General features: G+C 65.9%; 24 protein-coding genes and 1 tRNA gene. 7 read left to right on the forward strand and 18 right to left on the reverse strand.

Features of this window, described 5'->3' with window-relative positions:
• Window positions 1–100 precede the first annotated feature (100 nt).
• The 6 genes from LI337_RS07145 to LI337_RS07170 all read right to left on the reverse strand — a co-directional run bounded on the left by LI337_RS07145 (window position 101) and on the right by LI337_RS07170 (window position 7,882).
• Window positions 101–3,412: an oligosaccharyl transferase, archaeosortase A system-associated gene (locus tag LI337_RS07145; RefSeq protein WP_227229118.1), complete on the reverse strand. Its 3,312-nt coding sequence runs from the start codon at window positions 3,410–3,412 to the stop codon at window positions 101–103.
• A 148-nt stretch (window positions 3,413–3,560) separates the two neighbouring features.
• A complete protein-coding gene (locus LI337_RS07150; RefSeq protein ID WP_227229119.1) occupies window positions 3,561–4,457 on the reverse strand; it encodes a glycosyltransferase family 2 protein in 897 nt (298 codons plus the stop codon).
• 192 nt (window positions 4,458–4,649) lie between these two features.
• Window positions 4,650–6,392 carry a cbb3-type cytochrome c oxidase subunit I gene (locus LI337_RS07155; protein WP_227229434.1) on the reverse strand — a complete coding sequence of 581 codons (1,743 nt, stop codon included), beginning with the start codon at window positions 6,390–6,392 and terminating at the stop codon, window positions 4,650–4,652.
• A gap of 246 nt (window positions 6,393–6,638) precedes the next feature.
• Window positions 6,639–7,109 (reverse strand): DUF6684 family protein, encoded by a 471-nt coding sequence (locus LI337_RS07160; RefSeq protein WP_227229120.1) that lies wholly within the window; start codon window positions 7,107–7,109, stop codon window positions 6,639–6,641.
• A gap of 99 nt (window positions 7,110–7,208) precedes the next feature.
• Complete coding sequence (locus tag LI337_RS07165) at window positions 7,209–7,586, reverse strand: DUF7541 family protein (RefSeq protein ID WP_227229121.1); 378 nt, start codon at window positions 7,584–7,586, stop codon at window positions 7,209–7,211.
• Window positions 7,587–7,681: 95 nt separating this feature from the next.
• The gene (locus tag LI337_RS07170; protein ID WP_227229122.1) at window positions 7,682–7,882 is read right to left on the reverse strand and encodes a VNG_1110C family protein; all 201 of its coding nucleotides are present in this window, start codon (window positions 7,880–7,882) and stop codon (window positions 7,682–7,684) included.
• A gap of 154 nt (window positions 7,883–8,036) precedes the next feature.
• On the opposite strand from LI337_RS07170, the gene LI337_RS07175 reads away from it, so the two are divergent.
• On the forward strand, window positions 8,037–9,146 hold the full coding sequence (locus LI337_RS07175; protein ID WP_227229123.1) for an OBG GTPase family GTP-binding protein: 1,110 nt from the start codon (window positions 8,037–8,039) through the stop codon (window positions 9,144–9,146).
• Between the two features lie 76 nt (window positions 9,147–9,222).
• On the forward strand, window positions 9,223–9,723 hold the full coding sequence (locus LI337_RS07180; RefSeq protein WP_227229124.1) for a TIGR04206 family protein: 501 nt from the start codon (window positions 9,223–9,225) through the stop codon (window positions 9,721–9,723).
• A gap of 27 nt (window positions 9,724–9,750) precedes the next feature.
• On the opposite strand, the gene LI337_RS07185 is transcribed toward LI337_RS07180, so the two are convergent.
• On the reverse strand, window positions 9,751–10,062 hold the full coding sequence (locus LI337_RS07185) for a hypothetical protein (RefSeq protein ID WP_227229125.1): 312 nt from the start codon (window positions 10,060–10,062) through the stop codon (window positions 9,751–9,753).
• Between the two features lie 57 nt (window positions 10,063–10,119).
• On the opposite strand from LI337_RS07185, the gene LI337_RS07190 reads away from it, so the two are divergent.
• Window positions 10,120–10,641, forward strand: a complete 522-nt coding sequence (locus LI337_RS07190; protein ID WP_227229126.1) for a hypothetical protein — start codon at window positions 10,120–10,122, stop codon at window positions 10,639–10,641.
• Between the two features lie 216 nt (window positions 10,642–10,857).
• Here the strand turns inward: LI337_RS07190 and LI337_RS07195 are convergent.
• Both LI337_RS07195 and LI337_RS07200 read right to left on the reverse strand, forming a co-directional pair.
• Window positions 10,858–10,930, reverse strand: a tRNA-Arg gene (locus tag LI337_RS07195).
• Between the two features lie 94 nt (window positions 10,931–11,024).
• On the reverse strand, window positions 11,025–11,288 hold the full coding sequence (locus LI337_RS07200; RefSeq protein ID WP_227229127.1) for a Sec-independent protein translocase subunit TatA/TatB: 264 nt from the start codon (window positions 11,286–11,288) through the stop codon (window positions 11,025–11,027).
• Window positions 11,289–11,391: 103 nt separating this feature from the next.
• On the opposite strand from LI337_RS07200, the gene LI337_RS07205 reads away from it, so the two are divergent.
• The 3 genes from LI337_RS07205 (at window position 11,392) to LI337_RS07215 (ending at window position 13,361) form a co-directional block, all read left to right on the forward strand.
• Entirely contained in the window at window positions 11,392–11,868 is a 477-nt protein-coding gene (locus LI337_RS07205; protein WP_227229128.1) for a redoxin domain-containing protein, read from the forward strand.
• Window positions 11,869–11,970: 102 nt separating this feature from the next.
• A complete protein-coding gene (locus tag LI337_RS07210; protein ID WP_227229129.1) occupies window positions 11,971–12,798 on the forward strand; it encodes an HD domain-containing protein in 828 nt (275 codons plus the stop codon).
• Between the two features lie 104 nt (window positions 12,799–12,902).
• Window positions 12,903–13,361 (forward strand): hypothetical protein, encoded by a 459-nt coding sequence (locus LI337_RS07215; protein WP_227229130.1) that lies wholly within the window; start codon window positions 12,903–12,905, stop codon window positions 13,359–13,361.
• 25 nt (window positions 13,362–13,386) lie between these two features.
• Here the strand turns inward: LI337_RS07215 and LI337_RS07220 are convergent, their stop codons facing one another.
• The 3 genes from LI337_RS07220 to tbsP form a co-directional block, all read right to left on the reverse strand.
• Complete coding sequence (locus LI337_RS07220; protein WP_227229131.1) at window positions 13,387–14,508, reverse strand: glycosyltransferase; 1,122 nt, start codon at window positions 14,506–14,508, stop codon at window positions 13,387–13,389.
• A 24-nt stretch (window positions 14,509–14,532) separates the two neighbouring features.
• Window positions 14,533–15,585: a glycosyltransferase family 4 protein gene (locus tag LI337_RS07225; RefSeq protein WP_227229132.1), complete on the reverse strand. Its 1,053-nt coding sequence runs from the start codon at window positions 15,583–15,585 to the stop codon at window positions 14,533–14,535.
• A 749-nt stretch (window positions 15,586–16,334) separates the two neighbouring features.
• Window positions 16,335–17,159 carry a transcriptional regulator TbsP gene (gene tbsP, locus LI337_RS07230; RefSeq protein ID WP_227229133.1) on the reverse strand — a complete coding sequence of 275 codons (825 nt, stop codon included), beginning with the start codon at window positions 17,157–17,159 and terminating at the stop codon, window positions 16,335–16,337.
• Window positions 17,160–17,332: 173 nt separating this feature from the next.
• Between tbsP and LI337_RS07235 the strand changes: the two genes are divergently transcribed.
• Window positions 17,333–17,503, forward strand: coding sequence for a hypothetical protein (locus LI337_RS07235; RefSeq protein ID WP_227229134.1), 171 nt, complete (start codon window positions 17,333–17,335; stop codon window positions 17,501–17,503).
• 9 nt (window positions 17,504–17,512) lie between these two features.
• Here LI337_RS07235 and LI337_RS07240 read toward each other — a convergent pair whose 3' ends face one another.
• From LI337_RS07240 to thsA, 6 genes are all read right to left on the reverse strand, one after another.
• Window positions 17,513–19,564 carry a hypothetical protein gene (locus tag LI337_RS07240; RefSeq protein ID WP_227229135.1) on the reverse strand — a complete coding sequence of 684 codons (2,052 nt, stop codon included), beginning with the start codon at window positions 19,562–19,564 and terminating at the stop codon, window positions 17,513–17,515.
• 147 nt (window positions 19,565–19,711) lie between these two features.
• Window positions 19,712–20,515 (reverse strand): N-acyl homoserine lactonase family protein, encoded by an 804-nt coding sequence (locus LI337_RS07245; protein ID WP_227229136.1) that lies wholly within the window; start codon window positions 20,513–20,515, stop codon window positions 19,712–19,714.
• Window positions 20,516–20,614: 99 nt separating this feature from the next.
• The gene (mobA, locus tag LI337_RS07250; RefSeq protein WP_227229137.1) at window positions 20,615–21,316 is read right to left on the reverse strand and encodes a molybdenum cofactor guanylyltransferase; all 702 of its coding nucleotides are present in this window, start codon (window positions 21,314–21,316) and stop codon (window positions 20,615–20,617) included.
• Window positions 21,317–21,361: 45 nt separating this feature from the next.
• Entirely contained in the window at window positions 21,362–22,903 is a 1,542-nt protein-coding gene (locus tag LI337_RS07255; RefSeq protein ID WP_227229138.1) for an SLC13 family permease, read from the reverse strand.
• A 12-nt stretch (window positions 22,904–22,915) separates the two neighbouring features.
• The gene (locus tag LI337_RS07260) at window positions 22,916–23,458 is read right to left on the reverse strand and encodes a DUF1684 domain-containing protein (protein ID WP_227229139.1); all 543 of its coding nucleotides are present in this window, start codon (window positions 23,456–23,458) and stop codon (window positions 22,916–22,918) included.
• Between the two features lie 1,026 nt (window positions 23,459–24,484).
• Window positions 24,485–26,038, reverse strand: coding sequence for a thermosome subunit alpha (gene thsA, locus LI337_RS07265; protein WP_303645243.1), 1,554 nt, complete (start codon window positions 26,036–26,038; stop codon window positions 24,485–24,487).
• Between the last annotated feature and the right edge of the window lie 201 nt (window positions 26,039–26,239).

Below are 26,239 nucleotides of genomic sequence, written 5' to 3' on the forward strand. Positions count from 1 at the left end.
TTCGATTCATCGTTCGGGTACAACCGGGTCGGCTACAAGAACGCTTCCATCCCGGGAGGAGACACGAGCGAGAAGAACGGGGGAGTCGTCTACGGCCGTCTTACGCTTCGACCGCATACGTCTCTGCCGAACCGACTGCACCCGGCGACCCGCCGAGATCGAACGTCGTGTCGGTCGTCGAGTCGCCGGCAGAGACAGCAGCGTCGTCGGCCAGCGACAGCGAGTCGGGCGTCGTCAGCGCCGTGCTGTTCGTCCCGTTCTCGCTTCCGGTCTCGGTTCCACTGCTCCCGTCACTCGGTGCGGGTCGGAGCGTCGCCGAGTCGAGTTCGACCGTCACCGGACCGTCCTCGGCCCCGTTGACCTGGCCCTCGGACACGTCGAACTGCGCGCCGTACTGGACGACTGCGCCGGACTCGTTCTGCGTCAGGCCGGTCGAGACGTTGTACGAACCGGTGGCCCGCACGTTCACGTCGGTGTAGCCGTTCTCCGGGCCGTACTCGTCGTAGCCGGTCGTGGAGTACGGCACCGTCATCGTGAACTCGCCGTCCTCGTTCGTCCGGGCCTGCTGGCTGTAGGTGAACGTCGAGTTCGCCGCCGGGTTCTCCATCTGGACGCGTGCCGTGACGGTTGTGTTGGCGGGTGCGCCACTGCCCTCGACGGTCGCACCGGGGACGCGCTCGAACGTCTTCACCCACGCGGGCTGGTTCTGGTTCAGCAGGGTCGGGCTGACGCCGGTCGCACGCGAGGTGCTGATCAGGCCACGCGTGTACTCGGCGGTGTTGTACGCCGAGTTCTCGCTGGTGTGGACGAGTCGGTAGTGTTCGAGCGCCGGGACGCGCTCGCCGGGGTACTGGCCGAGTCCGCCGACCCTCGCGGTGCCGTCTTCCTCGACGTACTGCCGGGCGGCCTCCATGCTGTCGAAGGTCCGCAGTCCGGTCTCGTTACTGCCGGAGATGACGACCGGTACCTGCTGGCCGGTACTGGTCTCGCGGAGTTCGTAGTCGATCACGAGCGGCTGTGGGTCGATGGCGCTCCCGTGGAACTGGTAGAGCCGCGTCACCATGCTGTCGTAGTACCGCTGGTTGTGCAGGTCGTAGGTCCCCGTGACGCGCTGTTGGCCGCCACTGGAGCCGATGACGTACACCGGCTGGTAGAACTCGCGGGCGGTGGTGTTCTGCTCGTCGTAGAACACCGTCATCGCGTCGAACTTGTTGCCGGTGGTCGCCATCTGCCAGTCGATCATGACGTACCGGGTCTGGTTCCCCTCGGTGCTCTGGCGGGCGAGCACCTGCTGGGCCTGCCGCTCGTCGGGTGCGAGCATGAAGTTCGCGGCGCTCGTGGCACCCTGCTGGAACGGGTTGGCGTTCGGGATGCGCTCACCGCGGACGGTGATCCAGTGGCCGTAGTCCCACCACGACTGGACGCCGTAACTGCCCTCGGGGTACGCGAAGTCGCCGTCACCCTCCTGGTAGGTGCCGTAGTACTCCATCCGGTTGTCGGCACCGCCGAACTCGCCCTCCTCGGGCGTGTTCTCGTTCATCCACTGCAGGCTGTCGTCCCACTGCGTGATGTCCTGTGGGGCGGTGTTGTTGCCGATCTCCCACGCGGTCGCGGTCTGGACGCCGCCACCGCCCTGCGGACTCGCGCCGACGGTCATCGGCTGGATCAACACGGGGACGGTGATGACGGTCACGACCGCGACGACGGTCATCACCTTGTACCACGGGACGCTCTGGACGGCCTCGACCGGCGACTTCTTCGTGACCTCGCTGATCCACGCGCCCGGCGCGACGCCGAGGATGGTGATGAGTTCGCCGAGCAGGTACGCGTTCAGGACGACGACCACGACGGCGAGGTAGTAGTTGAACCGGATCTGCGTGAACGCCGCAGACGTGATGAACGCGGCCCAGACGACCACGAACAGGTGTTCGGTCCGGTACTCCGTGAGCAACGCCGCGCCGACGATCAGTGCCGTCACGACACCCAGACCGAGCAGTTGTGAGTTGAGCCCGACCGCACTGCCGACGCTCTGGAACGTGTTCTGGAAGAAGAACATCGCCGCGACGAGCAGCAGGCTCCCGATGACGTAACCGACCTTCCGGGTCTCGCCGCCCTTCACGAGCGGTTTGGCCAGCAGCCAGATCACCGCACCGGCAGCGGTGAAGAACGTCAGCCCGTAGTTGGCGATGAGCGCCGCCTGCGCGCTCCCGTTGTACCGCTGGAGGTTGATGTCCGAGAGGAACGGCGACGCCTCGACGATGGTCCGGGTCTGTGCGCCCGTCGAGAAGCCGACGGTCCGGACGAGGTTGTTGACGATCAGCTTGTAGACGCTCGGCAGGACGACCGACAGCAGGCCGACGCCGACGAGCAGAAGCCCGAAGACGGCGACCGGGTACAGCGACGAGTCGAGGTCGCGCGACTCCCACTCGCGGGCGAGCCACGCGAGGAACACACAGCCCGCGGCGACCCCGAAGGCCAGCAGGGGCTGGAGCAGCGAGAAGCGCGTCGGACTGAAGCCGAACGACTGAATGGGGACGAACAGCAGCAGACCGGTCACGGTCATCGACACCGCGCCGGCGAACGCGACCGGTTCGGGGCTGGAGCCGTGGTAGACGTCGGTGGCGAACTTCAGCGTGAAGAACAGCCCCGCGAGGCCGACCAGCAGGACGCCCGGCGGCCACATCCAGAGGTACATCGCCACGCCGAAGCCGCCGACCGCCGACCAGATGGCGGGTGTGCGGAGCGCCGCGAAGTCTCGGTCGACGACGAGTTCCCAGACGGGTTTCTCGCGTTCCGCGACGACGAACGCCGCGAGCAGGCCGACGACGGCGAACGCCTGGAAGAACGGCTCCGCGCCGTTGTGGTCGGCCGAGGCGACGAGCGTGCGCTGGAGGAAGCTCCCGGGGAGCAGTGCGAGCAGGACCGCACCGAACAGGCCGGCGACCCGGCCGCCGAGTCGCTTCCCGATCAGGTACACGGGGATCACGGTCAGCGCGCCGAACACCGGCGTCGCGACCAGCATCGCCTGCATGATCTGCTCCTGCGTCGGCGAACCGAGGCCGACCAGCAGGACGCCGGTGGCGATCAGTTGGTCGTAGAGGGTCCCGAACTGGCCGGTGGAGGTACCGAACGGGAAGTAGGTCCACGGGTCGAACGGCATCGTGGACGGCCAGTTCTGGACGGTGTACTGTACCTCGCGGAGGTGGTACCAGCCGTCGTTGCCCGACAGGTAGATCTCGCCGTCGCGCGTGAACGCGTCGTACGACTGGAGGCGGATCCACAGCATGGCGACCATCGTCGCCACCAGGACGGGGACGTGGTACCAGTCTTCGAGGCGGGAGACGACCGTCTCGATCGTCTCCTCGCTCGTCCGGGACGTAGTCTCGTCCCGGCTCTCGCTACGCGTACTCATTGGCGTACAAAATCGCCATCACGCGAATAAGCTTTGTGAATCTCACTGCGGTCGATTTCCGGTGTATGCCCCGAGAAGACCGTCGAATCCGACGAAATCGACCGCTCTGGGCCCGAACCCACGCGGGGTCACGCCGCCGACCGAGACGTCAGTCACACAACAGCTCTCGGCCACGGGCCGACAGCGCCTCGCGGTCCACCCGCACCCCGTACTCGCGCTCGATGGCCGACAGGGGCTTTCTCCGTTCGTGGATCAGGCGTTCGAGGGTACCGCGCCGGCGCAGTCCGGGCGGCGTCTCGAACGACTCGCGGTCTCGGGCGCGCCAGAAGGCGAGGGGGTAGGTGACCAGGTCGTAGACCGACTTGGCGGCGCGACCGAGGGGACCGCGTTCGGCTTCGAGGATGTAGTATCGCGGGTGGGAGAGACTGTACCGGAGACACGACAGGAAGTCGATGCCGACCTGCGCGTCGGCGATCTTGTCGGAGAAGTCCCGGCGCAGGTGGTCGCTCAGCGTCTTCTCGTAGCCGATCTGCTCGCGGACCTGTGTGTGGTCCAGCCAGACGATCTTCTCGGCGGCGAGCAGTCGTCGCCACAGGTCGCGGTCCTCGGCACTGCGGAGGTTCCGGTAGGGGTAGTCGAGGTACAGCGACCGGGGAGCCATGTTGATCCCGGTGCCGGAGAGCAGGAACTCGCGGTCGATGCCCGCTTCGAGGTCGTGGTAGATCGAGACGAAGTCCTCGACGACCGGTTCGTAGGTGTCGTCGACGTCCAGTTGCGTCAGCACGTACTCACCCTCGCAGGCCTCGATGGAGCGCTGGCGGTCGGCACCGAGTCGCCGGTCCGGGTCGGGATCGAGAGCGATCACGCGCACGCGGTCGTCCGCGGCTTCGAGGTCGCGGAGGACGTCGAGGGTGCCGTCCGAGGAGCCACCGTCGACGACGACCACCTCGAAGTCGTCACCGATCTGGTCGAGCATACTCCGGAGGGAGCGCTCGACGGTCTCGGCCATGTCGAAACTGCAGACGGCGATGCTGTACCGGACCATCGCCCGAGTCGACTCCCGGGCGGGGGTTAAGTCGTGTGGCTTCGGTCGGGCGGTCCGTCCGGTCGAGAGACCGACGACTCACCGAACAGGACAGTCGCAGACGAACGCACGAAGACTCGAACCGCGAACAGTGACTCCGTGAACACGCAAACCGCGAAGCCGAAGACCGCGAAAACAACCGCCGGAGACAGCTTACTCGTCCGACTCGCTCGACTCGTCCGCATCGGACTCGCCACCGTCCGGAACGAGGTCCTCGTTCTCCTCGCCGCCGTCCGTGACGGCGGTCTCCAGTCGGCGGTCGAACCACTGCCACTCGGCGGTGTGGAGGTCGTGTTCCTTCAGGTTCCACGGGTCGCCGTCCTGCACCTTCGGCCCGTCGTACCACGAGATGATGAAGTTGTACAGCCAGAAGATCCCGCCGATCATCAGCAGGAACGCGCCGGCCGTGGCGATCTGGTGGAGCGTGGCGAACTGCGGCAGGTACGTCGCGTACCGGCGCGGCATGCCGCCGTAGCCCAGCAGGATCATGGCGAAGAACGTGATGTTCGTGCCGATCATCCACGTCCAGAAGTGGAACTTCGCCAGCGTCGACTGGTACATCCGCCCGGTGAAGATCGGGTACCAGTAGTAGAGGCCGGCCATCGCCGCGAAGCCGATGGCGCCCATCACGATGTAGTGGAAGTGCCCGACGACGTAGTAGGTGTCGTGGAGCACGAGGTCGACCGGGATGGACGCGAGGAAGACGCCCGTCACCCCGCCGATGATGAAGTTCGAGACGAAGCCGATGCAGAACAGCATCGGGGTCGTCAGGCGGAGTTTGCCGTTCCACATCGTCGTGATCCAGTTGAACGTCTTCACGGCCGAGGGGATGGCGATGGCGAGCGAGACCGCCATGAACGACGCCCGCAGGCGCGGGTCGATGCCCGTCGAGAACATGTGGTGTGCCCACACGCCGAACGACAGGACGCCGATGGCGAGCGTGGAGTAGACGACGAACTTGAAGCCGAACAGCCGCCGGCCGGAGAAGCGCGGCAGGACGTAGCTCACGATGCCCATCGGCGGGAGCACGAGGATGTACACCTCGGGGTGGCCGAAGAACCAGAACAGGTGCTGCCAGAGGATGGGGTCACCGCCGCCGACCGTGAAGAAGGTCGTGGCGAAGTTCCGGTCGAGCAGGAGCATCAGGATCGCACTGCCCAGCAGCGGGAACGCGAACAGGATGAGGCCGGACTGGGTGAGGATGGTCCACGAGAAGATGTCGAGGTTCGCCCAGGTGACCGACTCGTCGCGCTCGGTGAAGATGGTCGCGATGAAGTTGATCGCCCCCATCGTCGCCGAGACCCCCGAGAGGTGGAGGCCGAGCAGCATCAGGTCGACGCCGGGGTCGGTCTGCGTGATGGACAGCGGCGTGTACATCGTCCACGCGGTCTGAGCCGGGTTGAACAGGCCCAGCGGCGCGGCGAAGAAGCCCGCCCAGATCAGCAGCGCGGCCGGCGGGAGCAGCCAGAACGCGATGGCGTTGATCCGGGGGAACGCCATGTCGTCCGCGCCGATGATCAGCGGGACGAAGTAGTTCGCGAACGCCGCGATGATGGGCGTCCCGAACAGGAACAGCATCGTGATCCCGTGACTCGTCAACAGCGAGTTGTAGAACGCCGGGCCGACGACCGCCGTGTCGGGCACCGCGAGTTCCGCCCGCATCAACATCACCATCGCGCCGCCGACGAGGAACGCGATGATCGCGTACGCGCCGTAGAGGAACCCGATGTCCTTGTGGTCCACTGTCGTCAGCCAGCGCACGATTCCTGCCGGCTTCTCCTGAGAGACGTAGCCGGACTCGCCGGCGGTCGCACCGCCGCCCGCGAGCGGGGTGTAGCTCCGCCAGTTTTCGACCCGCGTGAGCCACGCGGCGACGGCGAGGAGGAAGACCCCCATCAGCACCGTCAGTGCCAACTGTCCGTTGATCTGCATGGGAGTTGCTCAGGAGTCGAGGGTAAAGAAAGGTTCGGGTGTGAGTCGCCCCGACTTCACGGGACGAAGCGGTCTCGTCCCCGTGATAGCACGGGGCTGTCACCGACCGAGCAGACCGGTGTCACAGAACGGGGAGTTCGCGCAGACCGTCAGGACGGATCGAGGAGAACGGTTCGGGGCGACCGGGGGGTGCCCCCACCCGGACGGGACTCACTTCTCGTCGTCGGTCTCGGCGTCCGCGTCGTCTGCTGCCGCCTCGGTGTTCTCCGCGTCGACTTCGTCGTCTTCGGGTTGGGTCGCTGCGTCCTCGCCTTCGAGTTCCGGCGTCTCCTCGGCCGACTCGACTTCACTCGACTGGGCTGCCTCGCCCGACTCGAGTGCTTCCGCTTCCGCCTCGCGTTCGTGGAGGGGCTTCGCGCCCTCGACGTTCGCCTGTCCCGGCAGGAAGACGGTCCCGGACTTCTCGGCACCGGCGATCGCCTTCCCGGAGAGGTACGTCAGCACCGCGAGCGCGACGAACGGCGCGATCAGCAGTGCGTACTGGAGACCGCTCCCCAGCGCGTCGAAACCCCACGGGTTGATGACCGCGAACACGACGACGAAAAACAGGATGATGAACAGCGGGATGATGTTCACCGTCAGGTCGAGGAGCGTGTCCTTGTCGAAGATCCTGTTTGCCATGCTCGCAGGTTACGGACGACTCACAAATAGGTTGTTGGTTCAGATCGCGCCGACCTCGCCTCGGCTCCGACGCGTCGGGTCGCATTCGGCTCCGAGGTGTCAGACCGTACTCGGTTCCTGTACCACCAGCGATCCGACGAGGCTGCCGGCGAGCAGGAGGCCGCCGGAGACGACGACCGCCAGTCCACGCTGACCGAGTGCCGCCCCGCCGTCGGTCGACGAGAGGTACACCAGGACGCCCGCGAACGCGAAGAGCGCGACGGCAGAGCCTGCGGCCGCCCGCCACGGACTCTTGGCGTAGCCGGCCTCCGCGACCATACCGGCGATGCTCCCACAGAACAACAGGAGACCGCCGACCGCGATCGGCAGTACGTCGAAGAGAAGTCCGATCTCGGAGATCGGGATGCCGAGTGCGACGAACACCGGCCACGGACTGGCCATGCGATACTGGTCGGACACCCCCGGATTCTCGTCCATACCTCCGGTAACGGTCCCACGGTAAGAAGCGTGTCGGAACACACGGAGAAGCGTGCCGGAACACACGGCGACCCGGATCGACCACCCCTGCGGCGTCAGGGTACCGAGATGCCGTGCCGAGTGAGGTAGTTACTCACGGCTTTGATCTCCACGGGACTGCCGATGATCCGACAGTGGTCGCCCGTCGCAAACACGGTGACGGTGAACTCCGATTCGAGATCCCCCCGCACGTCGTCCAGCGCGTCACAGGGAAGCACGATCTCCGTGCTGTCTCTGAGGCGGGACGGATCTGGCATACCCGTTTCGTGCGTCTGTGTCCCGTGGTTTAGTCGTGTCGGATCGCTGGCGACCCCACGGGGTCGAGACGAGCCACAGCGCCGCGATTCGGGCGACCGGGGCGACGCGACCGAAGGAAAGCCTTTTTCGACGCAGCCGGCGGACTGGAAGGTGATGGGACTGGAGGAGGAGATCGACGAGCTCGAAGAAGAGATCTCCAACACGCCGTACAACAAGTCGACCGAGCAGCACATCGGTCGGCTGAAAGCCAAGCTCGCCGAGAAGAAGGAGAAGCTGCAGAACCGCTCCTCCTCCGGCGGCGGCCACGGCTACGCGGTCGAGAAGTCCGGCGACGCGACGGTCGCGCTGGTCGGCTTCCCGAGCGTCGGCAAGTCGTCGCTCATCAACGCGATGACGAACGCCGACAGCGACGTCGGCGAGTACGAGTTCACGACGCTGAACGTCAACCCGGGGATGCTGCAGTACAACGGCGCGAACATCCAGATGCTCGACGTGCCGGGCCTGATCGAGGGCGCGGCCGACGGACGCGGCGGCGGGCGGGAGGTCCTGTCGGTCGTCCGCACGGCCGACCTCATCGTCTTCGTCCTCTCGGTGTTCGAGATCGACCAGTACGAGCGCCTGCGCGAGGAACTGTACAACAACAAGGTGCGTCTCGACACCACCCCGCCAAACCTCACCATCTCGAAGAAGGGGAAGGGCGGTATCCGGGTGACGACCAGCGACGACGTGTCGCTGGACGACGCGACGGTCGCGGACGTGCTCCGACAGTACGGCTACGTCAACGCCGACGTGACGGTCCGGGGCGATCTGAGCATCGACGAACTGGTCGACGGCGTGATGGACAACCGGGTGTACCTCCCGTCGCTCGTCACCGTCAACAAGGCCGACCTGATCGACGAGGAGTACCTCGAGACGGTCCACGCGAACCTGCGCGACCACGACATCGACCCCGAGGACGCCGTCTTCATCAGCGCGAAAGAGGAGAAGGGCCTCGACGCGCTGGCCGAGGAGATCTGGGAGGCGCTCGGGCTGATCCGGATCTACATGGACAAACCCGGTCGCGGCCCGGACTACGAGGAGCCACTGATCCTCCGGTCGGGCCAGACGGTGGGTGACGCCTGCCGGAAACTCGGCGGGGAGTTAGAGGATCGGTTCAAGTTCGCTCGCGTGTCGGGACCGAGCGCGAAACACGACGAACAGCAGGTCGGCAAGGACCACGAACTCGCCGACGAGGACGTGCTCCGCATCGTCGCCCGGAAGTAGGTCGCTCGCGCGTTCGTCTCTGCGACCGAATCCCCGAACCGGCACCACTCTTGTCGCTGGACACCTATCGACTCGTATGGAGGAGTCGCCGCCCGAGTCGTCGGTCTCGACAGAGACGGCGCGAGTGCGTGGGCAGTTGCGCCGAGTGCGCGTGGTCGCGGTCCTGCTCGCGGTCGGTGCGGTCGTCCCGTGGTCGGTACAGGTGTTCACCGCGCGCGACGCGACGTGGCTGTTCGCGTGGGGGTTGGTGAACACGAACCCACTGCAGGTGACGACGCTCGTCGACTTTCTGTTCGTCTACACGCAGGGCCTGCCGGCGTTCATCCTCGCGTGGCCCGCCAGTGTCGTCTGTTACCTGCTCGTACTCGGGAGTGCCCTGCTCGGCTTGTGGATCGACTGGGAGGACCCGCGCGTCACCGCCGGTCTGCTCGTGTTGGCGGGCATCGCACAGCTCTCGGTCGCGCAGGGCTTCTCGTACCAGCCGAACCGGACCGCGTACCCCCTCGGGACCGCCGTGTTGTGGGCGGTCGCGTGGTGGGGCTACTGGCCACGGGTGAAGAATCGGATCGGCTGGTAAAGACAAAAAAGAGGCGTCATATTCAGGTTAGACTGGTGCAGTGATCCAAGCGAGTAAAAACGACGTCAAGAAGTAGAGGAAGAACGCGCCTAGCACACCTACGCGAGTGTTGACTCTGTTGAGCGAGACAAATCCGAGTGTGGCTACAACAAATTCCATAACGATTTCGAAAGGGTTCGTTGGAGCCAGAGTGTTCATAACCGCGTAAATAAATCTGCCTAAATTATCTACTGTTTGGGTGGTGTTGTCCGTGTTCGTCAGGGAGAACAGCATTAACAACCCGATTATCATCACAAGCAAAAGAGCGGCTTCCATTGCCTGATTCAGAGTGCTCGGCATTATCTGAGGGTAAATCAATGAAACTTATCAGTCTTGTCTGCACAATCTTTCTTATCCGTGAACGATGTTGACCGACAAATTCTATCATTCATGCGTGATGTTGAGATTCCAGAACAGGGAGCGTTCTACATCGAGCTAATAAACGATAACATTGAGAAGGAAATTCGCCAGTCTCACTTGGAACGATTGGAGGGTATCGGAATGATTCAAGCTACAGGAGGAACAATCGGTGATTCCAAGTCCTATTACTTGACTGCAGAAGGTCTGCAGGCGATTACGACAGAGGATTTGAATCACACTTTGTCAACTACGAACAACAAGCTTGGAAACACGGTGAATGAGTTAGAGGACTTGCAGAAGTCACAGACTAGAAGCTCAGCTGTCCAGACAATTTTCTCATTTACTATCATCGCGTTCACCACGTTTCAAATAATCAGTACTCAACTCAGAAACCCTATTCAGGATGCAACGTTGAGTACGCTTAGTATAGCAATCATTGGGTTATTACTAATGACGGTAGCTCTCGTGTTCGGTAGAAAGTCAATTGTGGATTCTGTGCAACAGATCATCAGACAATAGACGTGCTTTCTCGCTACGTATATTCAAGTACGGCCGATAGAATTCAAGCTACAAGGCGCTGTTCGTCCTCGCTGTCGCTCGGATAGAACAGCGGGCGTGGCGGGATCCGAACCGGAGCGAGACAGTCCGGGCGTGCGACTCGCTTCGCTCCCTGCGCGCGACTGGCAGGGTCCGAACCCGCACTTCGTCCTCTGTGTCGCTACGCTCCGCAGAGAACGGGCGTGGCGGGATTCGAACCCGCGATCGAGAGGTTAGGAACCTCTCGCCCTATCCGCTAGGCCACACGCCCCAGCAGGTGGCTGGCGGGCGACCGGAAAAAGCGTGTCCCTCGGGTGTCGTCACTCGGAACGGTGAAGAACTGAGTAGGGCCGGGAGTCGGATCGTCAGTTGTCGCTCGTGGAGCGCTCGGTGGCCGGCTCCGACTCGGTACTCGTCGTCGGCTCGGTGGAGTCCGAGTCCTCGTCCATGCCCTGCAGTTCTTCTTCGATCTCCTCGCGGCCCTTCTTGAACTCACCCATCGCCTGACCGGTCGAGCGAGCGAGTTTCGGAATCTTGTTCGCCCCGAACAGCAGGACGAGCACGAGCAGGACGATCAGCAACTCCGGCCCGCCGGGGATGCCGGGGAACAGTGGGATGATGTCGAACATCTCTGTTCCTGCCTAACCCAGTGTCGATTATAGGCTTTTTGCTCGGATGCCGTGCCGCAAACACAAGGGTAATCCCCGAGTCGTCCGTACACAAGTCCGTAACATGGTCGACGTAGGCGACGACGCACCCGACTTCACCGCACCGCTCGTATCCGACGACATCGGACCGTTCACCTTCTCCGAGCGAGACGGCGACGGGCCGGCCGTCCTCGCCTTCTTCCCCGGGGCGTTCACCTCGGTCTGTACCGCCGAGATGAACGCCTTCCAGTCGGACCTCGCCGCGTTCGACGACGTGGGTGCGACGGTCTACGGCATCAGCGTCGACACCCCGTTCGGCCTGCAGGAGTTCAAAGCACAGAACGACCTCGGGTTCGGTCTCGTCTCCGACACCAACAAGGAGATCATCGACGCCTACGGGGTCACGATGGACTTCGCCGACTTCGGCTACTACGGTGTCGCCAAGCGCGCCGTCTTCGTCGTCGACGCCGACGGCGAGATCACGTACAAGTGGGCCTCCGACGACCCCGGCGCGGAACCGGACTACGAGGAGGTCAAACAGGCGGCCGCCGACGCGGCCTGAGTCGACGACCGACGCTCGGGCCGGCGTCCGACCGAGGGCGCTGGTGATCGCTCGCCGGACAGTTCCCGACAGTTTTTCGCACCGGGGTGTGTTTGCCGAAGCATGAGTGACGCCGACGGTCCCGAGGTCCCCGAGACCACCAACGGGACCCACGTCTACGATCCCGACGAGGAGCACACCTTCCCCGACGAGAAACTGAACGAACTGCTCCCGGAACTGCTGGCCGACCCCGAGGTGACGGCGTATCTCGAAGCCCAGAACGTCAACGCCGTCACGCGGAAGGGGTACAACGACCACGGGCCGAAACACATCGAGATCGTCCGGAACCGGGCGCTCCGTCTCTACGAACTCCTGAAGCGCGGCGGCGTCGAGTTCAACGGCGCGTCCGAACAGGGACTGGACGAGGAGGACGAACCCGTCGTGATCGCGCTGGCGGCGACGATCCACGACATCGGACACGTCGTCCACCGGGACGAACACGCCTACTACTCCATCCCGCTGGCGGCCGACCTCCTCGATCGGTTCCTCCCGCAGTTCTACTCGACGCCAGAGGCAGTGCGCGTGAAAGCCGAGGTCCTCCACGCGATCCTCTGTCACCACACCGAGGAGGACCCGCTGACGAGTGAGGCCGGGGTGGTCCGCGTCGCCGACGCCCTCGACATGGAGCGCGGCCGGTCGCGCATCCCCTACGAGAAGGGTGGTCGCGGGATCAACACGCTGTCGAGTCGAGCCATCGAGGCGGTGTCGCTGAAGGAGGGCGAGGAGACGCCGGTGCTCGTCGAGATCGAGATGATCAACGCCGCCGGGGTGTACCAGGTGGACAACCTCCTGAAGGCGAAGTTGGAGAAGTCGATGCTGGAAGACGACATCAGGATCGTCGCCATCAACACGAAGTCCGACGACCAGTTGCTCGAACGCATCGAACTCTGAGTCGGGCACTCGCCGGTCGAGCGTCGGTCGTGCGGTGAGACGACCACCGCTGGCCGTGCGAGCGAGAGACAATCCTTTTCCCCGCGTCCGACCAAGCCGGCGGTATGCCAGAAGACGAAGACGACCACGCCGAGGAGCCGACCGACGCCCCGAGCGAGGGTGCAGACCACGACGCCGACGGCGGAGACGCCGACGGCGAGGAGAAGTCCTTCCGAGAGCGCGTCGAGGAGATCCGCCAGCGCCGCGCCGAGGAGCGCGAGGGGGGCGAGGGCCCCGAGCGCCCCGACCCCGAGGAGATGATGGGCGGCGGCGGTCCCGGCGGCATGGGCGGCGGTGGTGGCGGCAACCCCTTCGCACAGATGATGTCCGGCATGATGGGCGGCGGCGGCCCCGGCGGCATGGGCGGCGGTCCCGGCGGCCCGCCCGGTGCTGCAGGCGGTCGCGGCGGCGAGTCCGAGGTCGGCAACGAGGAACTGGTGCGTGAGGTCCGACAGCTTCGCGACGAGGTCCGCGACGCGACCCGACAGCTCCAGCGCATCGCGCAGGCACTCGAAGACGACTGAGTTCGGGTCCGATCGCTCCAGCGATTCAGCCGGCCAGCACGTCGTCGTAGACAGTGCCGAGTTCGTCCACCGCGTTCTCGACGCTGGTCGCCGCCCGGCGCGCGAGACACGACTCCTGCAGTGACTCACCTTCGTCGAGCGTCCGCCGGATCGCGTCCCGAAACGCGGCCGTGTCGCCCTCCGGGTAGTGGTAGCCGGTCACGCCCTCCTCGATGGTCCCCGACAGGGCACCGGCGTCGACGCCGACGACCGGTGTCCCGCAGGCGTTCGCTTCGAGAGCGACCAACCCCTGCGTCTCGACCGGACTCGGGAACAGGAAGGCGTCGAGTGCCGAGTAGAACCCCGGCAGTTCCTCGCGGTCGAGGAAGCCGAGGAACCGCGCGTCGAGGTCACGCTCGGCCGCCTCGCGTTCGAGGTCCGCGCGGGCGGGCCCGTCGCCGCCGAAGACGACCGTGACGTCCAGGCCCGCCACCGCGTCGAGGATATCCGAGAGACACTTCTCGTAGCCGTGTCTGCCGGTGTAGCCGACGAGTGGCCGGTCGCCGAGTCGGTAGCGCTGGCGGAAGTCGTCGCCGTCCACGGGCCGGAAGCGGTCGACGTCCACCCCGTTAGGGACGACCCGAACCGTGGTTCGGGGGCCGCGTTCGTGGACCTCGACCTCGTCGAGGAGATACCGCCGGGTCGCCTCGCTCGGGACGACCACGGCGTCGGCCTTCGAGAAGAACCAGCGCTCGTACCGCTCGCTCAGGGCCTCGATGCGGTCCTCGATGGGGCCGCGGGAAGTGAGGTAGGAGGCGTACTCGCCGGTCGGGGTGTGGTAGGAGGCGACGAGTGGGGCGTCGGAGCGACTGGCGAGTCGAGAGCCGGCGAGACCGAGCGCGAAGGGCGTGTGGGCGTGGACCACGTCGACCGGGGCGACGCCGGTCGGGACGCGCGGGAGGCCGAACCGGAAGCCGTCGTAGAAGGGAAAGGGGAGACTCCGGACCGGGAACTCGCCGTCGTCCGGCGAGTAGCCCGACGCGCCGGGGTAGACCACGTCCATGCGGCCACCGCGTGCCTGCCAGCGGTCGCGCCACGTCTTGACCGTGTAGGTGACGCCGTTGACCGTCGGCAGGTAGGTGTCCGTGAAGGCGGCGACCGAGTGCATCGTCGGCCCTTCACCGACCGCCGGTTAAACGGTTGTGACTTCCTCGTACGCCGAGACGAGTCGCTCGCCGACGCGGTCGAGGCTGTGTTCTGCCGCCGTCTGCCGGGCGTTCTCGCCGAGTCGCTGGCGGAGGTCCGGGTCGTCTGCGAGGCGGTCGAGTGCCTCGGCGAACTCCTCCTGTGTCTCACAGAACAGGCAGTCGTACTCGTGTTCGTAGAACTCCCGGAAGACGGGGATGTCCCGCAGGATGCAGGGTTTCCCGCAGGCCATCGCTTCGAGGACGGCGATACCCTGGTTCTCCTTCTTCGCGGGGAACAGGTACACGTCGCCGGCACCGAACGCAGAGCGCTTGTCGTCCATCCAGCCGGTGAAGGTGACGTTGTCGGGGTGGTTCCGGAGCCAGTAGCGGACTGTCTTGGAGGCCTGCGGCCCGGAGTCGTAGGGGCCGAACCAGACGAACTCGTAGTCCGTCCGCTCGGCGAGTTTACAGAAGTCTGTCAGGCCCTTCCGCTCGAAGACGTTGCCGACCGCGAAGGCGACCAGACCGTCCAGATCGTACTCGGCGCGGGTCTCCTCGCGGAACTGCTCGAAGCCCTCCAGCGAGTCGCTGTCCACGCCGTTCGAGATGGGGCGGATGGGCGCGTCGATGGGGTAGTCGAGGAGGGTGCGCTTGGTGTACTCGGAGGGACAGAGCACGAGGTCGGCCTGCGAGTAGAACCACCGGAGGTAGTACCGCAGGGGGCGGGCGACGTAGTTCGACCCCCGGAAGCTCTCGGCGAAGTCCTCGCTCGTGACGTGTGAGTGGAGCACGAGGGGGATGTCGTTGCGCTTCGCGTGGCGCGCGACCGCGAGCGAGCCGGGACCGATGAGGTTGCAGTGGGCGACCTCGTAGTCGCGGAAGAAGTCCGTGCCGGAGAGTGCGGATCGGAGCGCGCTCGGCGGGGTGCCGCCCTCCCACGGTGACGTGAGCACCTCGACGTCGGTTCGGGCGAGCGCGGCGCGCTGTTGGTCGGTCGAGGTCCCGATCCCGCTCCGGTCGAGGCGGGACTCGATCTCTAAGTAGTTGAGGACGCGCACGTTGTCGCTCGCTTCTCCCAAGTCGGGCTTGAACGTGTCGGGATGGAACTGGGATGTGGGTGTGGTTCACGTTTCGGAGGCGGGAGATCGGGGGTTCGGGTGTGAGGGCTGTGACTGTATCGTGGACTGTGACTGCTACTGCGACCACTACTGCACCGCAGACCGCGACAGCATCCGCACCGCAGACTGCGACAGCACCGCGACTCGATCCGGGACAACCGGAATATTCGACCGCATCCGCACAGCACCGCGACCGCGTCAGCACCGCACCTCAGTCCCCCCAACCTCGGGTGGCTCTCCGCACCGCCCGCCACCCTCCCTCGCGCGTTGCTCGCGCGCCGACCGCAACCGCACTGCGACAGCCGAACTGAATTCCCGACTCACGTCACACGCACCAGTCGAGTGGGCTGGCGCGACACCTCGGCGGCGTGGGGCCGCCTCGCGCGACCTCCCTGTCGCGCACCTCGGCGGCGCAGGGCCGCCTCGGGCGACGCCGACGGTCACAGGGAGGCGCTCGCGCTGAAATCGACTGGTCCACCGGCCGTTGCGTGCGCTTTCGCAGAAGCCACCGGGTGGGACTGAAAGGGGCCGGCGTCTCCAACTCACCCGACAGGAGCTACCTCGAAGACCGAGTGTCCCGCGACGTAGATCGAGTACCCCGAATCCTCAACGACGTACCGACCGAATCACCAGTCTTCCAGCGCTATCGCTCGGGAGTCGGAAAAATCGAAAGCAGGGTTATGAAGCCGTCAGTTCAGCATGCTCATCGCCACGCTGGCCAGCTGGTCCGTGTTGGCGGACTTCAGCTGGTCGTCGCCGAGCTTCAGGCGCAGGCGCGGGCGGCCGACGTCGATGGGAACCTTCTCGGTGTCGATCAGGCCCATGTCCTCGAGCTTCGTCTTCGTGCGGGAGAACGTCGCCTTGCTGGCGATGCCGACGTCCTCGCCCCACTTGCTGATGTCGTACAGCAGCACGTCGTTCTTCGCCGCGACGAGCAGGCTGATGGTGACCTCGTCGAGACCCTCGCCGTCGCCACGGGCCGTCTCGAGGGAGGCGAGCACCGAGTCGAAGTCCGAACGCGAGGCCTCGCCGATGTCGCTGTCGAGGGTCTCCCGGACGCGGGAGATGGGCGGCGTGCGGAGCTTGAAGTCCGGCGCGGCCTCCCACAGTTCGGTGTAGGCGTCGAAGGCGCTCTCGACGAACGCCTCGTCGTCGGTCGTCAGGGCGGCCACGCGGTCGCCGGCGCTGACGACTGCCCGCACCGCGTCGCTGGTGACGAGCAGGGAGTTGTCCACGCTCTCCTCGGCCGTCCGCATCGACAGCGTGCCGGCGTCGATGAGGTCGGCCGCGTTGCTGGCGACGATGAAGTCGTCCATCACGCCCTTCAGGACGGACTCGTCGGCGATCATCCGCATCGTCGGCAGGTCGCCCTCGAACGCGGTGGCGACTTCGACGAGCGATTCGATTGCCTCGGCCGAGGGGTCGACGATCAGGAGTTCGCCGTCGGTCTCCTCGAGTGCGGCGGCGAGGATATCCTCGATCTGGGTTTCAAGTAAATTTGACTTCGTACTCATACGGTCTCAATCGCGCTTGAAATATTTAATATTAACGCTGCCTATCGCCCAGAAGCCACGACATTTGTGCCCGCCAGCGTCACGGAGTGAGCGTCGATGTCAGCATTCGGACGGTCGTTGGTGTCTGAAATCCAATAGAAAGCTGTAAGTAGTTGTACTATTGAAGAAATAGCATGATGCTCGGTAACAGAATCCGTGGGCACTGCATCCGGCATTCGAGACTGCTCGTGATCCTCGTGGTCTTGAGCATTCTGCTCGCAACACAAGGCGTCGCGGCGGCCGGTGGGGGCGGACTCGAAGCGACCATCGGCCAGCAGGGACACGTCATCGAACCCGGTCCCTGACCGTCCCGGTTACTCTTTATCGAAGTGGTGTCGGAGGTCCGCCGACCAGTGGATGTCGCCGTCGTAGATAACGGCAGTGTCAGCCGTTTCGAGGAAGCCGACGAGTTCGTCGGCCGTCACGACCGTCTCCGTGGGGTTACCGAGCAGTCGTGCCTCGTCGTGGTCGGTTCCGAGGTCTTTGCACCGGTAGTTGCTGCCGAAGAACTCCGGAGAGTACACGTCGTACTCCAGTGAGAACCGCCCGTCGCTCCGGCGTTCCAGTACCGCCCGCGACGGCGCGACCTCGTTGGACTGCGTGAGCCTGTGTGTCCCGTCGCCGACGACGGTGTAGTCTTTGCCCATCATGATCCGCCGCCGGGCGAGTTGGAGCGCGTACTCGATGCTGAAGCCGTGGATCAACAGTCTGGCGAACGCGGTGCCGACGCGGGCCGCCTGACTGTCGAGTACCTTGTTGAACGTGACCGCCCCCGCGACACTCCCCTGTTCGACGAGTTCGACGCCCTCGTTGAACGATCCACAGGCGTTCAGGAAGAAGACCTGCGTGTTGCTCTCCGACAGCGACGAGACGGCCAGGTTCCCGTCGGCACACCGAAGCCCGTCCGCCTCGCAGTGGCCGATGTAGTGGACGAAGTCGTGTGACGCCTCGAACACGTCCGCCAGTTCTTCACGGGTTAGGTGTTCACGAACCGAGATGTCGATGTCCAGTTCCTCGGCACGTTTACGGTAGATGTCCGCCGCGTCGGCGTGTTCGTCGGACATCTCCGGATCGTTCAAGACGGCGACCACGGAGATGGAGTCCGTCGAGCGCCCGAGGTAGTCGAAGCGGTTCTCGTAGGCCGTCGGGATCGACTTGAACACGTCGATGGGTGCGCCGTCCGCGAGCCAGCCGTGCATCCGACCGGCCGCCAGGTTCGGCTTGATGACCTCGACCGAGGGCGGATCGCTCACCTGACGACGACGCCGGTAGAAGTCGTCGAGCGAGCGGGAGAGCCGTTCGTTCTGTTCGAGCGGTTCCGACTCGGCGAGATAGATCGTCGGGAGGTTGTGCAGGAGAAACGGAAGCACCTCGACGTACGCCGGTCGTGGGTCGACGTACATCGCCAGGTGCCACGTCGGCAACTCGTCGATCACGCGCTCGAAGGGCGCGTCGAGATACCGGCCGAGTCGCGCCGCGAGTCCGGCGTCGTACCACCGATCGGGGTCGATCCCGACGTCGTCCAACAGCCCGGCCTCTGCGGGTTCCGAGCCGTACGGCCCCGCAGACCGGACGAGACAGTCGAGGAAGAAGACTCGCGAGAGCAGGTCGGCGCTCTCCCGGCCCAGTTCCGTGGTCGCCAGTTCGTGCTCCCTGGTCGGTGTCTCGACGACGACCGACTGCCGGTCTTCGACCGTCACGGTCGCACCGAGGTAGTGCGCCAGCGACGCGACCGGAAAGAGACAGTCGAACGACCGGGGAGTCCTGATCGTGACGCCCGTGTCGAGTCGATCCGAGACCAGCGACTCGGGGATCGACACCGACTCGCCGGTCTCGACGCGGGCGGGGTGTCGTCGCATCGACGGGAACGTCCGGTCGGGCGTCTCGGTCTCGAACGACGGGAGGTGTGTCAGCGCCGTGGCGAGCCCAGACGGTGTGGACGGGACGGTGATCGTCTCCTGTGGGACGCTCACCCGACTCTGAAAGCCGATCGTGACCTCGGTCGCGGACGGGAAGGTCACCAGGAGTGTGTCGTACCTCGGCGAGGAGATCTCCGCGGGCCCCGAGAAGCGGACGAAGGTCTTGACGTTGCCGTCCGCACAGAACACGTAGTCGCCCGACTCGACGGTCGTGGGGTCGTTCTCGCGGGACGGTTCGGCGACGACGTCGCCCGACACGCGTTCGACGTACGCGTAGACGTGTGGGAACTGCAGGTGTGTCGTCGTCGCCGTGATCGTCTTCTCGACGGGATGGTTCACCGACGTCGCGGTCCCGTCCGCCCGCCAGTCGTCCACGCCGACGGTGATCGTGTTCTTGCCCACGTCGACGGCTTTCACCCCCGACTCCGCCGGCTTCACCTCGATCATTGATCGCGGACGGACCATATTGGGGCCGACGTAAATCTCTATCGGGTGGGTGTAAACTCCCCGACGTAACGCCGATCGGGTGTGTGATCTATCGTGTCACACGTCGCCGACTGTCGTTCACACGTCGCCGGGGACAGTCGCGGCCGGTTACCGGTTCCAGCCACCCTCGAACGACTCGAAGTGCTCGCGGTCGTGGCCGTAGAGCACGTCGGCGTCGGTCCGGCGCTGGAGGTCCTTCAGCCACTGGAGGCTCTCGAACCAGTGGCGGTCGCTCCACAGTAACCCGGGACCGAGTGGCACCTCGTCCGTGTAGTTCGCGTCGACGTAACACTCGTCACCGGCGATCAGGACCGTCTCGTCCGGCAGGTCGAGACGTGCGCCGAGGACCCCCGGCGTGTGACCGGGCAGGTGGAGCAGTTCGAAGTCGTCGGCGAGGCTGTGCCGGTCGCGGTGGACGACCTCCCAGCGCAGGTCGTGATCGAAGTCCGCGGCGAGGTACGCGATGGAGCCTTCGGTCGTCTTGGCGCTGTAGTAGGCGAACTTGAGTTCCTCCTCGTGGACGTAGATCGGCGTGTCGGTGTCCGCGAAGTTGTGGAGGCCGCCCGCGTGGTCGAGGTGCAGGTGGGACATCACCACGGCGTCGATGTCGGCGAGATCGTAGCCCGCCCGGTCGAGGTCGGCCTCGAGGTCGTGGTCGGCGGCGTCGACGTGTTCGAAGGCGGCGTACAGCGGATCGGGCCAGTAGCCCGCACCGGCGTCGGGGTGTGACCCGGTATCCCAGAGATAGGTTCCCTCCGGGTGGTCGATCACGGCGGACCAGACCACGAAGTCGAGCATCTCGTGGTCCGGGTTCGGTTCCACGGCACTCCCCATCGAGTAGCCGTCGATCACGTAGCCGGCGTCGGCGCGGACGGTACCCCGGTCGAGCAGGTGGACGGTCGCGTCTGCCATACAGCCCGTAGTGACGCACGGCTGATAACGCTACCTTCGGGGACGGGGGTGAGTCGACCCGTGGCGTGACGCGGTCCCCACCAGTCGTCCACCGCCGAGTCACTCGTCGGCCAGCGACTCGGCGACCGTCGCCAACTCCTCGGCGGTGTTCACGTCGGTCAGACTCCGCATCGACGCGACCGAGTCGACTTCCGCTTCGTCGATCACCACGGCGTCGAGGTCGTCCAGGGCGGAAAGCACCCTCGGGTTCTCCTCGTCCAGCGCGTCGGCACAGGCACACCGCATCGCCTCGATCCGGTAGACGGCCTGTGTCGGCTGGAACCAGCCGTCGTCGGTCCTGACGAGCGCGGCGTCGTGTCCCTCGGCGCGGTCGAACAGGTACGCGAGCAGTGCCGGGTCGACCAGTGGCATGTCGCAGGCGACGACTGCGGTGTACGCCACGCTGGTCGCGTCGAGAACCGCGAGACCAGTTGCGATGCCCGCCAGTGGCCCACGGTCCGGTGTCGGATCTGGCGCGAGTGCCACGTCGTCCCGGCCGGCGAGCGCCTCGCGGAGTGCCGGCACCTGCTCGCGGCGGCAGTTGACGACCACCGCGTCGGTCACCTCGGCGAGTCTGTCCGTGGTCCGCCGGACCATCGGCACGCCCGCGAGGTCGGCGACAGCCTTGTCCCGGTCGCCGAACCGGGTGGCGTAGCCGCCGGCGAGAACGACACCGGCGCGGGACTGGCGGTCGGGTCGGTCGGGTCGGTCGGAGTGGTCGGAGTCGTCGGAGTCGTCGGAGCGGAGTGGCCTGTCGGCCATCGTCGTCAGTTCCACGGCGTGGGGGAAAAACGTTCAGCCGGGAGGCTACCCCCACACGACGGGGACCCACCCGGTCGCCAGCAGGGTGACGAACAGTGCGCCGAGGACGTTCAACAGGACGCCGGCACGGGCCATCGTCGGGACGCTCACCAGGCCAGAGCCGAAGACGACCGCGTTCGGCGGGGTCGCCACCGGGAGCATGAACGCGAAGGAGGCCGCCATCGCGCCGACCGTCAGCAGTGGTAGTGCGGGGACGCCGAGGGCGGGCGCGACCGCCGCGAGGATCGGCAGGAGCAGGGAGGCGGTCGCCGTGTTCGAGGTGATCTCGGTGAGGAACGTCGTGCCGAGTGCGACCACGAGGATCACGAGCACCGCCGGCAGGCCGCCGACGCCGACGAGGAGGTCGGCGACCCACTCGTCGAGGCCGCTGTCGCGGACGGCGGCCGCCAGCGAGAAGCCCGCGCCGAACAACAGGAGGACGCCCCACGGGACGCGCTCGGTGTCGCCCCACGAGAGGATGGGGCCGTCCTCGCCGGGCAGGAGAAAGAGCGCGACGGCCCCGGCGACCGCGATGCCGGCGTCGGTGAGTCCCGGTGCGAGGTCGGCGAGCAGGAAGGGACGCGCGAGCCACAGCCCCGCGACCGCGAGGAAGACGATGGCGACCCGGCGCTCGCCGACCGAGACCGGCGGGAGGTCGCCCGTCGCGTCGGCATCCGGGTCGGACGCGACCGAGAGCGCGTCCGCAGAGAGGGGAAACAGGCGAACGAGGACGACCCACGTGACGACGAGAAACCCGACAGCGAGTGGAAGCCCGACCGCCAGCCACTCCGCGAAGGCGACGTCGACACCCAGCGTGGATCGGGCGACACCGACCAGAATCGCGTTCGGCGGGGAGCCGACCGGGGTGGCGACCCCGCCGACCGAGGCGGCGTAGGCGACCCCGAGCAGGAGTGCCACGGCGGTCGGCGACTCGACCGTCTCGCCGGCCTCCAGTGCGGGGTTCGGCGCGTGGAGTGGGCCGGGTGGCTCGCTCGTCGCCCGTTCGGTGGATTCGGTCTGCTCCGGACCGCCCTCTGCCGGCGACCCGTCGACACCGGCGAGCGCCAGCGCGACCGGGAGCAACAGCATCGCGGTCGCGGTGTTCGAGAGCCACATCGACAGCCCGGCCGTGACGAGCATCAGTCCGAGGAGCAGGCGACGCGGATCGGTCCCGAGTCGGCCGACGACCGCCAGTGCGACCCGGCGGTGGAGTCCGACGTTCTCCACTGCGAGCGCGAGCGAGAAGCCGCCGAGAAAGAGGAAGACGACCGGATCGGCGTAGGGTGCTGTCGCCGACTGGACCGTCCCGACGCCGAGCAGGGGAAACAGCACGACCGGCAGGAGACTCGTCACGGGGATGGCGACTGCCTCGGTCAGCCACCAGACCGCGATCCACCAGGTAACCGCGAGCGTCGCCTGCCCGGTCGGGGGGAGTCCGGTCGGTGTCGGCGCGAGGAGGAGGGCGAGACAGCCGACTGGTCCGGCGAGGAGTCCGACGCGTCTACGGGTGAGCCAGTCGGGGCGGCGAGAGAGTCGGGACGCCGACATCGCTCGGTCGGGTCAGTCCTCGTAGCGCTCGCCGGCCTCGACTGGCACCTCCAGCCAGTTCGAGACCGGCGTCAGCGGGCACTCGTAGGCGTCGTTGTAGGCGCAGAAGGGGCTGTAGAGGTAGTTCAGATCGACGACCCAGCGGTCGTCGCTGGTCCGGTGGTCGGCGTCCAGATCGAGGTACCGGCCCGCGCCGTAGGTCGTGTCGCCCGACGTCGCGTCCCGGAGCGGGACCCAGAGGTGGTCGGCGTCGGGGTCGCTGGCCGGTTTGAACGCGTGGACGGTCGCCGACTCGCCGGCGATGTCGGCGGTGAAGGCACCCCAGCGCAGGTACTCCTGTGTCCCCTCGGTGGTCGTGTCGATGGTGACGGTCTCGGGGTCCGAAAAGCGGTCGAGTGCGAGGACGAACCGGTAGTCGGCGTCGTAGGGGTAGTAGTCGAGGCCGTCGAACCGGTCGCGCTGGTCCTGTGGGATGGGCGAGTGGGGGTTGCGCTTCAGGTACTCGTCTTTCGCTTCGCGCCACTCGGTCCACTCGGCTTTTGGTTCGGTGCTCATGCGCTGGTGTACGCGCTTGGAGTACGTAAATCGGCTGTCGAATGTGGGTGATTCGGTCGGTTCTGGAGGTGACATTGGGGCGGGTATCGGAGGCTGTGAGGGTGGCTGGAGGGACGACCGAGGTTGGTACTGCTACTACACTGCGAACTGTGACTGCGACTGCTACTGCACCGCAGGCCGCGACAGCATCAGCAACCACACCCGCACCCGCGACAGCACAGCGACAGCAACCGCCACCGCGACCGCCACTCGTGCGAGCGCGAGGAACCGCTACCGCACCGCTGACAGCACCGCACCTCGGACCTCCCCAGCCTCGGCCAGCGCATGAACGCGCTGGCCTCCCTCGCGCGCGTTGCTCGCACGCGCCGGAAATCCCCAATTTCCGAGCCTTCGTTCGGTCCCCTCACGAAGACGCCGGATTCGAGGTGAAAGCGCACGCAACACTCGTCACTCGACTGTCACCCTATCACGCCGACGACAGCCGGGAACCCGGCAGGACGCGAGCTGGTGACGACCGGAACCGAATCGTGTCCGAGCGACAGCGAGGACCGATTCGCAGGTCGGTCGTCAGCAGTCGGGGAGGAGTGGGGAGTACGAGCGAACCGGGTTCCGGATCGCCAGACGACACGCCGGGTGACGACCAGTAACTGCGTGATCTTTCGTAAGTTTGGGTCGAACTGAAAGGGGCCGGTCTCTCGGTCCCGCCCCGACGACGAAAGCACCGCAGGGAGTGGAGCGCGCGGAGCGAAGCGACGCGCGCTCCCGACTGAGGCGCGTGGTTCGAGAGACGCCAAGGGCGTCTCTCGTCATCACGAGAGAGCTTCGCTCTCTCGAACGACACCAAGTCGCGGCGGGTCGAGAGACCGGGGGCTTTCACCCCTCGTTGTCCACGACCATGTCGGCTTAGTTCACATCTCAGATCGATTCACCAGAGTTCTCTCTCACTCACTCACCCGAGTAGTTCTCTCGTACTCACTCGCCAGAACACCCACCGAACCAAAACCCACCAAAAAAACAGTACAGCGATTAGTTAGCCGCGATCACGTCGTCGATGCGGACGATCATGGTCGCCGCTTCGGTCGCGGACTCGATGGCCTCGCGCTTCACGGCCGCCGGGTCGAGCACGCCGTGCTCTACCGGGTCACCGATCTCGCCGGACTGACCGAGCGCGATGACGCCCGCACGTCCCTCGCGGTCGAAGCGAGCGCGCAGGTCCACGACCGCGTCGATGGGGTCCATGCCGGTGTTCTCCGCGAGGGTGCGCGGGAGCGTCTCGACCGCGTCGGCGAACGCCTCGACGGCGAGTTGCTTGCGGCCCTCGATGCCCGCTGCCTGCTCCCGGACGTAGTCCGCGATGGCGATCTCCGTGGAACCGGCACCGGGGACGACGCCGCCCTTGTCCAGTGCCGCGATAGTCACGTCGATGGCGTCCTCGATGGCGCGCGCCAGTTCGTCGACGACGTGCTGGGTCCCGCCGCGCAGGAACAGCGTGACGGCCTCGGCCGCCCGGCCGCCCTCGATGAAGGTGAGTTCGTCGTCGCCGTACTTCTTGACACGGACGCGGTCGGCGTGGCCGAAGTCCGCCTCGTCCAGATCGGCGACCGTGCCGAGGCGCTTCGCGCCGGTCGCGCGGGCGATGGCCCGCGCCTTCTTCGTCGAGACGTTCTTGAACGCCAGGACGTCCGCATCTGCGAGGTAGTTCGCCACGCGGTCGTCGATGGCCTTCGTGCAGAAGACGACCGAGACGCCCGCGTCCGCGAGGGACTTCGCGTAGCCGCGCAGTTCGTCGTCCTCGGCGCGGACCGCGGCGTCGAGTTGCTCGACGCTGGTGATGTTGTACTCGGTGTCGGCCGACGCCTTGCGGACGTCGAGTTTCGTGTCGAGGACGATCACGGCCGCGTCCTCGACGGTCCGGGGCATGTTGTCGTTCGCCGGCGTCTTGTCGAGGAGGACGCCCTCGATGAGTTCCGTCGCGCTGGACGACGCGCCGGTCTTCGTGTGGACGTGGACGTTCTCGCGGTCCAGACGGTCGTGGTACACCTGCCGGACTGCCGCGACGACCTGCTCCGCGAGGACGTCGGCGGTCACGTCGCCGGTTCCTTTGCCGGTCATGGACGACTCGGCGACTTTCACGAGCGTCTCGTCGTCCAGATCGAGATCGAGTACCTGCGCGTCGATGGCCTCCTGTGCGAGGCGGGCGGCCTCGTGGTAGCCCTCGACGATGACGGTCGGGTGGAGGTCACCCTCTAAGAGTTCCTCGGCCTCGGCGAGCAGTCGCCCCGCGAGTACCGCCGCCGTGGTCGTCCCGTCGCCGACCTCGTCCTCCTGGGTCTGGGCGACTTCGACGATCATCTGGGCCGCGGGGTGGTCGATGTCCATCTCGTTCAGGATGGTCGCGCCGTCGTTGGTGATGACGACCTCGCCCGACGAGTCGACCAGCATCTTGTCCATCCCGCGCGGGCCGAGCGTCGTCCGGACCGCGTTGGCGACGGCCTTCCCGGCACGGATGTTGGACTCCTGTGCCGCCCCGCCGCGCGTTCGGGTCGTTCCCTCTGTCAGAATGAACATCGGTTGCTGCATGCGTGCTGCCATGATTGGAAATCCTCGCCACCGATAGGCTTGCAGTTCTATAAATACGTTTCTGGGTGCCGTGTCGGCTAATCGCACGACTGCGAGGGGGACTCGTCGCGTACACCGACCTCGGAATCGTCGTGACTCGCCGAACTGAAACACGGGGGCGTGACGACTGTCGAGGGGTGTAGCAACTACCGTCGAGTGATG

The organism is Salinirubrum litoreum (genome assembly GCF_020567425.1).
In the GTDB taxonomy this organism is placed as follows: Archaea; Halobacteriota; Halobacteria; order Halobacteriales; family Haloferacaceae; genus Salinirubrum; species Salinirubrum litoreum.